Annotated in this window: 6 protein-coding genes; all 6 read right to left on the reverse strand. The window is 35.7% G+C overall.

Going from position 1 to position 15,572, the window contains the following annotated elements; all coding sequences use genetic code 11:
- Positions 1 to 58: 58 nt before the first annotated feature.
- Positions 59 to 3,475, reverse strand: coding sequence for a glycosyl hydrolase (locus OM075_RS05645; RefSeq protein ID WP_301189511.1), 3,417 nt, complete (start codon positions 3,473 to 3,475; stop codon positions 59 to 61).
- Between the two features lie 97 nt (positions 3,476 to 3,572).
- The gene (locus OM075_RS05650; RefSeq protein WP_301189512.1) at positions 3,573 to 6,455 is read right to left on the reverse strand and encodes a glycoside hydrolase family 2 TIM barrel-domain containing protein; all 2,883 of its coding nucleotides are present in this window, start codon (positions 6,453 to 6,455) and stop codon (positions 3,573 to 3,575) included.
- A gap of 25 nt (positions 6,456 to 6,480) precedes the next feature.
- A complete protein-coding gene (locus OM075_RS05655) occupies positions 6,481 to 9,798 on the reverse strand; it encodes a glycoside hydrolase family 2 TIM barrel-domain containing protein (protein ID WP_301189513.1) in 3,318 nt (1,105 codons plus the stop codon).
- Positions 9,799 to 9,930: 132 nt separating this feature from the next.
- The gene (locus OM075_RS05660; protein WP_301189514.1) at positions 9,931 to 11,346 is read right to left on the reverse strand and encodes a glycoside hydrolase family 28 protein; all 1,416 of its coding nucleotides are present in this window, start codon (positions 11,344 to 11,346) and stop codon (positions 9,931 to 9,933) included.
- 21 nt (positions 11,347 to 11,367) lie between these two features.
- Positions 11,368 to 14,211 (reverse strand): glycoside hydrolase family 95 protein, encoded by a 2,844-nt coding sequence (locus OM075_RS05665; RefSeq protein WP_301189515.1) that lies wholly within the window; start codon positions 14,209 to 14,211, stop codon positions 11,368 to 11,370.
- A gap of 46 nt (positions 14,212 to 14,257) precedes the next feature.
- On the reverse strand, positions 14,258 to 15,508 hold the full coding sequence (locus tag OM075_RS05670) for a pectinesterase family protein (RefSeq protein WP_301189516.1): 1,251 nt from the start codon (positions 15,506 to 15,508) through the stop codon (positions 14,258 to 14,260).
- Positions 15,509 to 15,572: the final 64 nt, after the last annotated feature.

The following is a 15,572-nucleotide window of genomic DNA, read 5'->3' on the forward strand; positions in this document are numbered from 1 at the left end:
ATCATACAATGTTTGTTCTCCTTACTGCGTTCTCCATGTTCCTTTTTTCCCTTCACCTTTATTCACTTACTTCAATTGTAACCGGACCATATAATCCAGCAGGCAATAGCTCCCGACCGTCCAAACGATAAGGAGCGGTTGTATAAGTTACCCTTTCGTCTTCGGGTAATTGATGATCGCCCATTAATCGATTGGCCCAAGTATTGGTAATCTCAATTTCTAAATTATTGGTGCCTGATTTTATTGCATTGCTAATATCTACACGATAAGGCTTAGTCCAACAAATACCACATGGTACGTTATTTACTTTCACTTCAGCAATATTGTCAAAGTCAGAAAGCTTTAACCATACCTGTTTTTCTTTATTGCTTTCATCCCAATTAAAGCTGTTTTTGTAAGATGCTGTACCAGAATAATAGCGGATTGAATCGTTATTGCTTTCACTCCAGGAAGTCAACTCATTAAAAGCAATTGCTTCAGATGGACCACCTAAATCCTTATCAAATTGAACACTCCAGGTTCCTTCAATATCAAATACCTTGTTATATGATACTTGTGATATAGTAGAAGTTACTTCCTTTTCAAAAATCACGAAGATAGATTGATTCGATTCCATTTTGTACTTGATATCAGTTCGACCATTAACTACAGCATAATCTTTAGGTAAGAATTTAGTATTGGTTACCGGATCATAAATAACAGGTGTCTTTTCATTTTCCCTAAAAGACAGCGTTACTTCCTGAGGATTGTCTAATTGATTTGCAACAAAATAAATTTCTTCATTTTCAGAACTGCGATGATTCCATGCCATTGAAGTGATTTCCTTTCCAGTTATATTTAAGGCTTTAAAATCTTTGATTAAATCTATTTGATCAAATGATCCAGCAACAAAAGGACCAACAATAACACGACCATTACCAACTTTACTAATGTTGTAACTGTTGCCTTTTTCATCCTTCATTTGTACAGGAGAACCAGTAAATAACTCGTTGATTATAGATTTTAATTTCTGATCATCCTCTTGACTGGCACCATAAGTGGTAGATGGTTTTTCCATCATTAATATGGTTGCTCCCTGTTTGGTTAATTCCAAAAGTTTTGATGCGACTTCAACGCTCATTTTTTCTCCGCCATTCGGAGCCATTTTTCTCTGACCGGGAACCACTAATAGTTTATATTCAGCACCTCCGGGTAACACAATCTTCCCATCCTTTACTGAAGCAAGATGGATTAAAGCGTCCTTATTAAAAGAATCGTATGCATAACCCATTAAAGGATTGATCCACTCTTCAGGATCTGCAATACTCTCCAAAGTTGTTACTCCTTGAGGTATATGACGCACTTCATAATTATTCTCTGACAATCTTTTCTTTTCATTAGCCAATCTTTCTTCACCCATAATACCATGTAGTATTGGTACCAAGCGATCTGGTAAAATGGAACGTCGAGGAATCTCTTCTCCTGTAAATACAGCAATATCAGTAACAGGTTTTCCTGTCTGTAACAAGGCTTGACAGTTGGTTAAATAATCAATAAATGCACTGCTTTGTTTCCACCAGGTCTGATCACGTTGAAAATAAGTACCAATTACATCCAAAGTCATTCCTGGTCTGCGATCGATCCATGGATTTTGTGTAAACACATGGAAGAATATTTTATTAATACCTAATGCAAAATTGCGATCTATAACAGGCTTCAATATTCCCGGATGTTCATCCCAATCCAAACGAATCTCTGTCAAGCTTTCCGCCTGTATAATTTGTTTTCCATAGATGTGAGCACCAGAAATGGCATCCATCATATCATTAGGCTTATCATGCGAGGGACTTCTGAACCAGAATTCGCCCATTGGTGAATCCACATTTTTAAAGTGCAGCATTCCATCTGAAACCATAATCGGAGAAACACTTTCGGCTGCAAAATGGCAATCTTTTTCATGTGCCAGCTTCTGCATGGTTCCAAATAAATTGTCAGCAACCAATTCAGCAATAGTTTCACGTAAATCAGTGAGTACTTCTTCTGATTTATCTGCATTTTCAATAGGAATACCCGCTAAAACAGGCAGGTACTTATAATAATCGTACCCACGTCTTTTTATAAACTCATCGCGAAGTACCGGAGACCAGTTCTGACTACCACATTCCCAGCTGTCGATGAAAAAACGTTTTAATACTGTGTTTGCCAATTCAGGGCCAACCTGACGAAAGACTTCACCAAACCATTGATCAAACTGAAAAGCTACTGTTTCAGAATCCAGTTTATCACACTCCAAACCTTTACCGCCTCCGCCAATGTAATTGGTAGTACCTGTTGTTGTGTGTCCCATACGAAGGATACGCCAGTTACCTTCAGGAATATCCCATGTTAATGTTCCATCTTTTGACATGTAACTTGTAATATCCACTAAATGATCCAGAGCAACACACTCATCTGATTTCAAGTCATTATCTTTAGTTCTTTGAGCTATTCGCCAAATCACTCCTGATTTACCTTCGTATTGATGAATCTTTACATCAGAAGAAAGTTCAATTCCTTTTACTCTTAAGGATGGTTTCCACTTGGCTGCATCCAAATCTTCAGCACCGGCATCCATACCTGTTGGATCATAAACAAAGCGAAAATATTTGGCTGTTACCTCAGGAATAAGACTGGTTGCATTTGCATAAACATCCTGCCATCCTTGTCGTGGAGCCGTCATTTGATAATGATCTTTGAAATGAACACCATCATTACTAACCTGGATTAAAAATCGGTTAGAATGATAGTTGTACCATCCTGAATGAATAATTAAAGAGCGACAAGTAAATGGCTCTTCAAATTCGTATTGAATGTAACAAGGTTCTTTACTTTTAAACTGTTTGTTATTTCCTTCTTTGGCCAGGTAGTTAATGTCATTATTTGTAGCATCAGTTGTTACTTTAACTTGTTTTTGGAACGAGGAAACACCTGCACCTTCCTTAACAGGATAGGCATAAATGGCAATGTCTTCGTAGTAGTTTTCTTTATGTTTTGGAACCGATAAAACAGATTGAAAAGGATGTCCGCCCTTCACAATAGTATCAGACCAAACAACCTTCTGCATAGATTTATCCGGAGTAATCCATGGACCACCGGCGCATGAAAACCCATCACAGGAGTGCATACCTAGTTTTAAATCCAAACGATCGCACTCTTTCATGACATGCTTAATCATTTCCCACCATTCCGGAGTCAATGTTTTAACCGGATTTTCTATCAATGAAGAATCTCTTAGATCTTTAATAAATGACAGATATGCACCACCCAGACCAATTTCTTTCATGGCCTCCAGATCAGCAGTTATACCTTCTTTTGACACTTCACCATGCATCCAGTACCAAAGTGTCCATGGTTTAGCTGATTCTGTGGTAGGATAATTCTTTTCTTCCTTTGAAGATCCGGAATTACATCCCAGAAAGAATGCTCCAATTAATAGTATGCAGAATATTTTTTTCATCTTTTTTAGATTAGAGATTACAGATAAGAGATTAGAGACTTTAGAATTATTTACAAATAGTCTATTATCTCTTATCTAATGTCTAACGATCTATAATTTACTTTGCTTGAAAACGAAAATAAACCGTTCCAGATTTCTCTCCACTTACACGTTGTGCTTGTGATGAAGGACCACATAAGTCTGTTGCATTTACTTTATTACGAACAGCAGGGATTACATCTAATACTGAAATTCCTGTTTGAGGTAAAGTATATAATAATGCATCTCTTCCGTCACGAGGAGTATAAACGCCTAAATAGTTATCAAAGCTTTTATTTGCAATAGAAATGGTTCCTTCTGTAGTTGAGAAATTAGCCCATTGCCAATCGCGGAAATATCCTTTAAACTCAGGATAAACAAAGCTTTCACCAGGGATAGGATCGTTGTAATCATTTCCCCAAATACCCAATTCTGTACCATGAGTACGGTTTTGCCATGAACGATAAGGACCCATTCCTAACCATTTAATAGATTTCATATTGTCTTCAGGATAGTCGAATTTGATTCCCATCAACTCAACCACACCATCATATTGGTATGTGTAGTCTAATTCCAATAATCCATCAGGATAAATCTTCCATAATACATTTTTCAACGCTCCTGCATACTTTGCATTTACTGCGTAGTAACCATCCTCTTTGTGATAATCAAAATAAGTCAACGTTGAGTCTGTTGAAAATTCGTTGTAAACTCTGTCAATACCATTTAATGGCTTAGGTAAATTTTCAGCAACCCAACCATCCAAACTTCTATCACCACGACGAGCTGCAGTAAACTTAGGCCCATTACCAAACGAAATGGTTTTTCCGTTCTGTTTTACGTTTAATAATTCACCTTTTTCTTTGCAGAAAGTAAATGCATTTTCTCCAACAGAGATAGTCACTTGCTCATCTGTTTCCTGAGTTTTAAATTCATTATTTACTTTGTTTGGTTCAATAGAATCAGCTTCTTTTGCTAAATCCCACGACCATGTATAAATTTCTTCTCCTTCTGGATCGTATGCAGTAACAAATAAAGCATCAGCATTCTTCCAGTCCTTAGGAAGAGGAATGTTTAATTCACCTTTTGCATGTGCTTCTAAATCCGGACCGTTGAATTTACCTTCCTTAATCGTTATTTCTGTTGCATTCTTTTCAAAAGCATCTGAAAACTGACTTAGTTTCCATGTAAACTTACACTGATTCAGGTTGATAAAATCGTATCTGTTTTGAACAGGAATTGCACCGGAAAAATCAGCTGGTAGTTCATCAAAATCAATATAAACAGGCGACCAAACTTCTTTAATGGTAAAGAAACTACCTTCTTTTTCGTGATGAGGTCCAACAATACCGTCAGCACCATGGTTTCCATCATTATCAATTTTTCCATCCTGATCAGTTCTAACTACACCTTCATCGGCATACACCCAAAGTAAACCTCCGGTACAGTTAGGATGGTTATACATCATTTTCCAGTAATCATATAAACCAGCACCATGTCCACCATCATATAATCCATGAAGAAACTCAGTCGGCATAAATAAATCTTTACCTCTTAAATAGTTTTGAGTTTCACCGTATGAACGGTAATGCATGGTTTCCATTCCGTTTAGATCTTGCTGAGGGTGAATAACCGGACGCTTTTGAGGATCGTAAGGAGCAAACTCAGCATCAAGCTCTGTATTCCAACCTTTTTCATTTCCATTATCCCAAAAAAGAATACTTGGGTGGTTAACGTCACGAGTAACCATCTCTTTAACCAGTTTTCTTCCAACTCCTGTATCGTAATGACCATGCCATCCACCAAGCTCATTTAAAACATAAAGTCCCAATTCATCACAAGCATCCAAAAATTCAGGATCAGGAGGATAGTGCGACATACGAACTGTATTCATGTTCATTTCTTTAATTAAACGAACATCGTTATAGTTTAACTCTTTATTTAAAGTACGACCTGTTTCCGGCCAAAAGCTATGACGGTTTACTCCACGCATCATAATTCTTTGTCCATTAAGGTAAAGTCCATCTTTTTTGCGGATTTCAAATGTGCGGAAACCAATACGATCATTAACTGTGTGAATAGCTTTACCATCTTTCATCAATGTAAATCGAACATTGTAAAGATTAGGCGTTTCTGCAGTCCATAGTTTCATATTATCAAAATGCGACTTTAGAACTACTTTTTCAGATCCAGGTTGAGGTTTTTCAAGAACTGGTTTTCCAATTACTTTACCATTCAAATCCAACACTTCTGCTTTAACTGAGTATTCGTTTGATAATGGATGTCCAAGGAAAACTTCGGCAAGGAAATCACCATTGGCTTCAGCTGCAACAGCTGTTCGGTCAATATTGTGAGCAGGTCTTACTTCTAAAAATACAGGACGGAAGATTCCTCCAAAGTTCCAGTAATCAGCGCGGCGTTCAGCCAGATTTACACTGATATCTTTTGATTCTTCACTTACGGTAACTTCCAACAAGTTTTCTTTTCCGAATTTTAACCATGGAGTGATATCATATTTAAAACGATAGAATGCACCCTGATGTGTTTCACCTGCTTTTTTGCCATTAATTCTCACTTCAGTATCAGTCATCGACGCTTCAAAAACAATTTGTACGTTTTTATCTTCCCATTCCTTTGGAACCATGAATGTGTGTTTGTACTTACCTTGCTCGGTTGGAATTGCAGGGTGAGACTTCATGGCGTAGAAATAAATGCCATAGTTGTATTCCCCAAAACCTTGTTGCTCCCAACACGAAGGAACTTGAATTTTGGTCCATTCGCCACTATTTCGTCCTTCTGTACAGAAAAAATCCCATTCTACAGCATCATCATACCCTTTACCTGAAAGATATTTGATTTCTGTATCGGTATTACTTTTTAATGATTGTGAAAAAATATTTACTGATGAAAATGAAATGATCATCGAAAGCAGTAAAAATCTATTCTTTATAATTGTTTTCATATGAATATGTTTTTCTTTCCCTTAATTAAAACTTAATTTTTCTGTACACAGAAGTAATTTGATCGATTTTACTTTTAATAGGTAGTAAGTAAAACTCGTACTGATAATCCTTTGCAGGTATTTGATATTGAGGTATCGGTTGAGCCACATCCGACCAACTGTCGTTACCACCTACACCCATCTGTATCAAATCAATATTTAATGTGATATATCCGGCGTCTTTTAAATCATAAGTATGATTGGCCTCGTTAATATTTTCTTCTGTATAAGGCCATGCATTCATACTTAATAAACTATCTGCAACAACCAGTACACCATTGTTTTGATTGTTGTTTAGATACATCCATCTAACATCCGTTCTGTTGCCATTTTCCTGAGGCATGATGTATGGTTCCATAAATTCATTGATAGGCTGACTGTAGATGCCTGCTTCAAAGCCGGATCTTCTGTCAATGTAGTTTTCATACAGACCGCGACCATACCAACTAATTTGATCATAGTTTCTTTGAATACCGCACTTCATACCAACCTTTGGAATATTTGGAAGACTGTCCTTTACATCAAGTTTATATGCTACTTTAATCACTCCATCGCCATTAATGGTGTAATTTACAGTTACATTGGCTTTATTGTCGATAATAGAATACTGACTTGTAATGCTGACAATGTCTTTTCGGTCCTCAATTTTAATATCTGTAAGATCAGGATTAGCCTCGTACCACTCTTTCAGTTTTTTCTGAGGTTTCCAGCCTTTTCTGTCGTTATCCGTTAAAGGACGAGAGAAATTAGGTAGGAGAGGAGCGAAAATTTGTTCTTCACCATTCCATATATAAGATGATAATGCTCCGTTTGTTTTATCAACTCCAATGCTAAATGATTTACCACTAATGTTGTATTTGTTATCCTTGTCATTTACTGTTAATGTAGGATAAGATTTTGATTCAGTTTTAAAAATTGGTAATCCTGATAATTCAAACTGATTGGAAGCTACGTTATATCCTTTGTTGGCCCATTGTTGATCCTCAAGTAAAGAGAATTCAATGTTAGTCAGATACTCTAAGTCTGCTTTAAATTTGGGCAGATAACCAGAGATATTAATCACAGTATCTTTTCCTGCTTCTAAATGAAAAGTAGGAATGGAAACAGTTTTAATTAATTTTCCATCCTGTAATGTTTTTAATGCACAGTTGTAATGATCTGTAGATAAAGTAGCATGACGATTGATAATCTTGATTAAACCTTTATCTGCATTAACCAATTCACATTCTATAGGCTGATAAACATGTTTACACTCGTACATGGCAGCTTTTGCTCTTCCGTCAGCAGCAACAATACCATTGATACAGAAATTGTTATCATGCAGTTTTTCGCCAAAATCACCTCCATAAGCATAAAAAGGATTTCCTAATGAATCTAATTTTGTTAAGCCCTGATCTTTAAAATCCCAGATGCAACCACCAATAAAACGTGGATTTGAACGGAAAATATCCCAAAGCTCCTTCATGTTTCCTGTTGAATTACCCATAGAGTGTGAATACTCCACGAAAAGAATTGGTCTTTTATCTCCCGGGAAGTTTAATAAGTCATAGATAAATGGGATAGAAGGGTAGAAACGACTTACCATATCCACATAATTTTGATCGATAGGATTTGGTAATCTACCTGTATTTGGACGCTTGCTTAAATCTTTATAACCTTCAACACCCGGACTACCTTGTGCTGGTTCATAATGAACAGGACGAGTAATATCAAAATTATGAACCCATCCTGCCATTGCATCATGGTTTGGTCCACTACCAGCTTCGTTGCCTAAACTCCAGATAATTACACTAGGGTGATTTTTATCTCTTTCCACCATTCTGGTCATTCTTTGCAAATGAGCATTGGTCCAAAAAGGATCATTGCTTAATTTACCACCCAGTCCATGAGTTTCCAAATTGGCTTCGTCCATCACCAAAATACCGTACTCATCACATAAATCGTAGAAATACGGATCGTTAGGGTAGTGGCTTGTACGAATGCAATTGAAATTGAATTGCTTGATCTGTTTTACATCTCTTTCAATATCTTCTCTAGATAGAGCTTTTCCTTTTTCAGGATGATGATCGTGTCGGTTAATACCGTATAGATAAGTTACTTTACCATTAATCAATAACTTGCTGTCAGATTCTCTGAATTCGATGCTTCTAAATCCAACCTTACAACTTTTAGCTTCCAGAAGATTTCCAACACTGTCCTCTAAAGAAACAACAAGTGTATAAAGATTCGGAGTCTCATCACTCCATTTTAAAGGATTCTTAACAGTAGTTTCCAGCATTCCGAAAATCACATTATCTAAACGAGGATAACTTTCATCTAAAATAGAAATAACTGATTTTTTCAGAGGTTTTTCAAATACAGTTTGCTTGGCAGCATCATATAATTGAGCTTTAAAAATATAGCCTTTAACTGTATCTCCGGTTAAGTTTTCGATACGAGGACGAAGGCTGAAAACAGCGTCTTTATATTCTTTATCCAGCGTTGTTCGGTAATGAAAATCAGCAATACGAAGTTTTGGTTCAGCCATTAAATATACTTCACGCTGAATACCACTCATTCTCCAATGGTCCTGATCTTCCAGATAAGCTCCATCACTCCATCTGATTACCTGAACAGAAACGATGTTTTCGCCCTTAACTAAATAAGGAGTTACATTAAACTCTGAAGGTAAACAACTGTCTTCTCCATACCCCAAGAATTTGCCGTTTACCCAAACTTTAAAAGCGGAGCTAACTCCTCCAAAATGAAGCGTTATATTCATACCATTCCATTTTTCAGGAACGGAAAAAGTGCGTTGGTAAGAACCAACAGCATTGTAATCTCTTGGCACGTAAGGTGGATTTACCGGACGAAACGGATAAACCGCACTTTTATAGATTGGAATATCATAACCTTCCATTTCCCAGTTTGAAGGAACTTTTATTTTATCCCATCCAGTAACCTTATTTTCATAAAAGTTAGTAGGTGCATCAGCTGGCTTAATAGCAAATTTAAAATCCCATTCTCCGTTTAAATCCACATAACGAGATGATTGTTCTCTAACATTCCTAAGAGCATCTTCAATGTTAGTATATGAATAAGCTGTCACTCTGGAACGGTCTCTGTTTAGACCACATATTTGAGGATCTTCCCATGGTTCAGTTGAGTATATTTGAGGAGGAATTGGAATTCCAGCAGGTTCACCAGTTACAGTCTGAGCTTTAGAATTAATGTTTGCCGAAAATAATAAAACAAGCATTCCTGACACTTGAAAACCAAACTGTGATTTTATTATTTGTATCGATTTTTTTAATGATAACTTCATGATTTCTTTGAATTAAGAAGGCTGTTTCTTAGTCAATAGTTCCCAGTTCCCAGTCAACAGTCTTCAGATTTTGCCTACTGTCTACCGTCTACTGTCTACCATCTACTGAGAACTTAATATCTATCTATTGTACTATAAAGATTCATTAATCAACTCGTCATTAATATGAACAGATTTCAGATTTAAACTTTCCACGTATTTAATAACGTTATCCTCTTTTACACCGTTGAAAGAACAGTTTTCAATATGGATATTTTTTATACAATTCTCACCTTCTAAACCATCCAGTTTAAGTGCCATTTGTGCTTTTTGTGACTGAACATTAGAGATGAAAATATTTTGTACGGTAGGAATAAAATTACCCTGGCCTTCTTTTGAATCATAACTGCAATTGATTCTTACGATAGCCTCTTTAACCTGACCTACATTTAAGTTTCGGATATAAACATTTTCAGTTACGCCGCCTCTGTTATTATTAGTTTTAATACGGATAGCTCTATCCAATTCAGGACTATTCATTTCGCAATTCTCAACAAAAATATTTTTACAACCACCTGAAATTTCACTGCCAAGAACAACTCCGCCATGTCCATTCTTCATGGTACAATTTCTGATTACTACATTTTCAATTGGTCGATTCATGGCTCTTCCGTCATCATCTCTTCCTGATTTTAACGCAATACAATCATCTCCAGTGTTAAAAATGCAATTTTCAATCAAAACATTTTTACAAGATTCCGGGTCACAACCATCGTTGTTTGGACCATTACTGTTAACCGTTACACCTCTTATGGTCAAATTCTCGCAAAGTACAGGATGTATTACCCAAAAAGGAGAGTCTTCTACAGTAATACCTTCAATTAAAGCATTTGTACATTCGAAAAACTGAATGAAATGAGGACGTAAATAATGGCCTTCACCCATTTGTCGATCTTCAACTTTAGTTTGGTTTTTATTGTATTGGTTAAGTAGTGGTTGTCCAACAGAATCCAATTGACTTTCCATTCCTTCTTTCCAACCATATTTTGTTTTACCTTTTAGTCTCCACCAGTTTTCAGGTATAGCCATACCATTTACAGTTCCTTCACCGGTTAAGGCAATGTTCTTTTTGCCATAAGCATAAATCAAAGGAGAATAATTGTAACAAAATATACCTTCCCAGCTTGTTTTTACTACTGGCAGATAGTCTTTAGGATCAACAGAAAACAATAATGTAGCTCCCTTGTCAATTTTCAGATTTACACTATCCTCAAAATGAATAGCACCTGTTAAATAGGTTCCTTCAGGAACTAAAACAGTTCCACCACCATTAACGCTGCACATTTCAATAACTGCATTGATCACTGAGGTGTTTAATGTTTTACCATCAGCTATGGCACCATATTTTGTGATATTATAGGTAGTGTCTTTGAACGATATAGAACCAATAGTTTCTACAATATTATTTGCCGTTTTCCAGGGATCATTTTGAGTATTATTATTCGCACATTTAATGAATAATGCAGGAACAAAAAGAGTAAGTATTATATATTTAAATATCTGTTTCATCTTAGACTAGTTACTGTGTTTTTAATTGATTAGGTTGTTTATTTGATAAGTTTCTCCGGCCCGGGTTTCTTGTTCTATCATTTGCTTTCCATACTTAATTTTAAGTTTATTTCCTGCTGTAGATAGAACTGATAACGAATACAATTTCCCTTCATTCCATTCCATATCAATTTCAAATCCTCCGCGAGCTTTTAATCCTTTAATACTTCCAGATTGCCACGAATCAGGTAAAGCAGGTAGTAATTGAATATAACCCTGGTGACTTTGCATGATCATTTCAACAATTCCGGCAGCACCACCAAAATTTCCATCAATCTGGAAAGGCGGGTGAGCATCAAATAAGTTAGGGTAGGAGCCACCTCCTCCGTTTCTTTCTGGATCGAGAGCTGAACCCAATAACATTTTTATCATGGTATTGGCATGATTACCATCTAAAAAGCGAGCCCAAAAGTTTATTTTCCAAGCTAAACTCCAACCTGTTCCATCATCCCCACGATATATTAATGATTGTTTTGCTGCTTTCATTAACTCAGGATTGTTATCCCACGTAATTTCATTGCCAGGGTGAACACCCCATAGGTGCGAGATATGACGGTGAGTATCTGTGGTATCATCTTTATCTTCCATCCATTCCTGCAATTGACCATGTTTTCCTATTTGATCGGGAGCCATTTGAGTTAGTTTATCTTTTAGCATGGCAGCAAATTCGTGATCTGTATCTAAAATATCAGAGCTTTCAATTACAATCTTAAATAAAGATCGAATAATCTGATGATCCATAGTTGGCCCTGCAACTAAACCTCCATGTTCAGGAGAGTTTGAAGGTGTGCTGATCAGATATCCTGTTTTAGGATCTTTTACTAAAAAGTCTGCAAAAAATTCAGCCGAACCTTTTAAGAGAGGATAAGCCTTAGTCTTTAAAAATTCTTTATCCTGCGTATACATATAATGCTCCCACAAATGATGAGCTAACCATGCACCACCTGTTACCCATATACCGTGATTGGAGTTGTTGATCGGTGCAGTTCCTCTCCATTGATCCGTATTGTGATGATGAACCCAACCTTTAGCGCTATAATACGCTTTAGCAGTTTTTGCACCTTCAATGGCAACTTCATCTATTAATTTAAATAGAGTGTTATGACATTCACTGATATTAAGTGGTTCCACGGGCCAAAAATTCATTTCGCAATTGATGTTTGTGGTATACTTACTTCCCCATGCCGGATAAATTTCTTCATTCCAGATACCTTGTAAGTTAGGAGGATTGGTTCCCTCTCTTCCTGAAGAAAGCATTAAATATCTTGCATATTGTACATACAAGGCCGCTAAATCTTTATCTTCCTGATTTTTAATATTAAAAATTCTTTCGTCAGTTGGTGTTTGTCTTTTTTCGTGATCTCCAAGATCAATTGAAAAACGGTTAAAAATGGGTTTGTAATCATTTAAATGAGATGTTCTGATTTCATCATATTGTAATGATTCAATAATAGGCAATTGAGCATCACAAATCTCTTTTGCATTTCCTGAAATATCATTGTACGCTTTATAATTGGTTGATGCTATTAATTTGATTACCGCTTCGCTTGCATTTGAAACTACAATTTGATTGTCTTTAATATTTACAATTCCGTCATTGCTTGAAATATTTAAATAGGCAGTTCCTTTCATCTCGCCGTCCTCAACTTTTATTGAAAGCGCCAGTGTTTGATCATCTATTTTTTCAATATTATAGATGGCATGTAAAGTCTCTAAGCAGGCTTTGAAATTGAGCTGGTTCTTTTTATTCGAACTTAATTTTACAGCAATAAGATTATCCGGATGACTTGCTAAATACTCCCTTTGATATTGAACTCCATTACATGTATAGCTTGTTTTGGACAATGCGTTGTTTATCTCAAGACTACGTCTGAAATTTGTAATTGAATCATGTCCTTCAAATTCAATTCTAACAACTCCAAAAGGCTGATATTTTGCTTGGTATTCCGGGTAGTAAGGTGGTTTTCTGTCAATAACTTTATATTTCCAGTTACCCTCAATAAATAGAGGATCTGCTTTAAAGTTAACAGGAGTAATATTCATCTTTTTAGGACCTGTTCTTACCGCATTAAAACCTCCTGTAGAAACATAATTGTTAATTAAAACAGCAATTACATTTTTACCGGTTTTAACGAATTTAGCAGGGATGGTATAAATTCGATTCGTATTACTTTCGTCTTTTGTTCCAATTAAATGACCGTTGATATAAGTAAAATCATGATCCTTAATTTTACCCAAATGAATTTTTAAAGACTTTCCTTTCCATTGTGCAGGAATATCAATTGTTTTACGAAATAATACAGCTCCATTCATATCAGGAAGGCCCTTACGTTCCCAAACACTTTTATAGTCGATGAACATTTCAGGCCATGTACTATCGTCAAATGAAGATAGTACGCCTTTTTTTACAATATCAAGATGATTGATACTATCAACCCATTGAGCCTTTAAAACAGGAAATTCGTCTTCGTAAGCAAGTCTTCCCATAAAGGTTTTTGCAGCTAGTTTTTCAGCTATATCTTGTTTGCCATCAAATAGTAATTGACGAATTTTATCAAGACTTTTATAAGCATTGTCTCTTTGATACTTTCTTGGAGATCCATTCCAAAGTGTTTCCTCATTAAACTGGATTTGTTCTATCTGAGGATCTCCATATATCATAGCACCCAAACGACCATTACCAATAGGCAATGCTTCTTCCCATGTCTTGGCTGGTTTGTTGTACCAAAGCTCTATAATTTCCTCCTTTTTATTATTACAAGAAGAAACTAATACAACTATGATAGCTGCAAATAATATATTTAGTCTGATAAAATTAGTCTTCATACTTCCGGATTTTTCTTTAACGCTACTAATACTCAGTATGGATTTGTTATTTTATTGATGATTTAAATAATGGTGTTGTGCAACTTGCTGAAGTGGATGCAAGTTCACCTGATATTAATTTAAAACCACTTTTTAAATCAGATTTTGTACAACTTTGATCAGGAATAAAACTTAGAATTTGTCTTCCTTTACCCTTGCTAAAAACAAGTTTTTTACCAGTCGACGTTTCTAAAATTACATTACCTCTCACTGTAATAGGTTGATCAAAACTGATCATTATATTTTTATCAGTTATCTTATAATCCGTGATTTTAGGAGTAGATTGATATTCGGGTTTCCATTGATTGTCAAATGTCCACGAAGAAGTCATATCATCTGCTTTTATCTTTGAAGAAAACTCAGATAGATTATTGTTTAACCACTCATAATTACCACCATCTCTTTTGCAGTTGTAGTAATAGTGTCGGTCACCGAAAATATACGGCTTATTCTTTTCTGGTTTTTTATCGTATGTTTTTCTATATAAAGCTAAATCAGCTAATTTTTCTGTGAAGTGGCAATTCAGTACAAACATTTGTGCATCATAATGATGACGACCAATAAAGAAGTGTTCAACACCATCGAACGTACTATTGTTGATTACCATTTTCTGATTGGGATTATTAATACCTGCATGCCACAACGAGGCAATAGCTTCTTTCTGGAAAAACTGACAGTTATTAATATAGCACCAACCCATTGCTTTCATAAAGTCAACAGTTCCTTCAATTAAACAATTGTTTAAATAGTACATACCAGTATTATCATCTACTAGTGTTACGGTATTTGCTCCATTATTAAGGATATCGCAGTTTTGAATAATGGTTCTTGTGCCTGTTCCATAAATAACATAAGCTGTAGGGCCAACTTTAGGCATTGTATTTTTAAGAGTGAGGTTTTCAATAATCACGTCATCAGCATGAATATTTACAACAGCAGGTCCTTCATAATCTTTTTTAGCTATCCAGTCGTTTTTCAATTGATTAAACTGAATAACTGTTTTGTCACGACTTTCACCTTTAATAGTCAGGTAATCCTTTTCAATTCTTATTTTTTCGTTGTAAACACCGTTTTTAACATAGATTACATAACGTTGAAAATTATCAGAAGGAATTTTATTGATTGCCTCTGTAATGGTTTTTACATCGCCACTTCCATCCTGAGCTACTGTAATATCTCTATAAATATTAGCCTTTAATGTAAACGATACCACAAAAGAAAATAATGCTACCGTAAATATATTTTTAAATGAGTTCATGTGTTCGTTGTTGTTAGTTCTAAAGGAAAAGAAGGTTACTATAGAAAGAGTAATTTTCTATACA

The organism is Plebeiibacterium sediminum, from assembly GCF_026013605.1.
Taxonomy (GTDB): domain Bacteria; phylum Bacteroidota; class Bacteroidia; order Bacteroidales; family Marinilabiliaceae; genus Saccharicrinis; species Saccharicrinis sediminus.

Coding starts and splice junctions, on each gene's coding strand:
- OM075_RS05650 (WP_301189512.1), bottom strand. CDS start 6,455: ATGAAAACAATTATAAAGAATAGATTTTTACTGCTTTCGATGATCATT.
- OM075_RS05670 (WP_301189516.1), bottom strand. CDS start 15,508: ATGAACTCATTTAAAAATATATTTACGGTAGCATTATTTTCTTTTGTG.
- OM075_RS05660 (WP_301189514.1), bottom strand. CDS start 11,346: ATGAAACAGATATTTAAATATATAATACTTACTCTTTTTGTTCCTGCA.
- OM075_RS05665 (WP_301189515.1), bottom strand. CDS start 14,211: ATGAAGACTAATTTTATCAGACTAAATATATTATTTGCAGCTATCATA.
- OM075_RS05655 (WP_301189513.1), bottom strand. CDS start 9,798: ATGAAGTTATCATTAAAAAAATCGATACAAATAATAAAATCACAGTTT.
- OM075_RS05645 (WP_301189511.1), bottom strand. CDS start 3,475: ATGAAAAAAATATTCTGCATACTATTAATTGGAGCATTCTTTCTGGGA.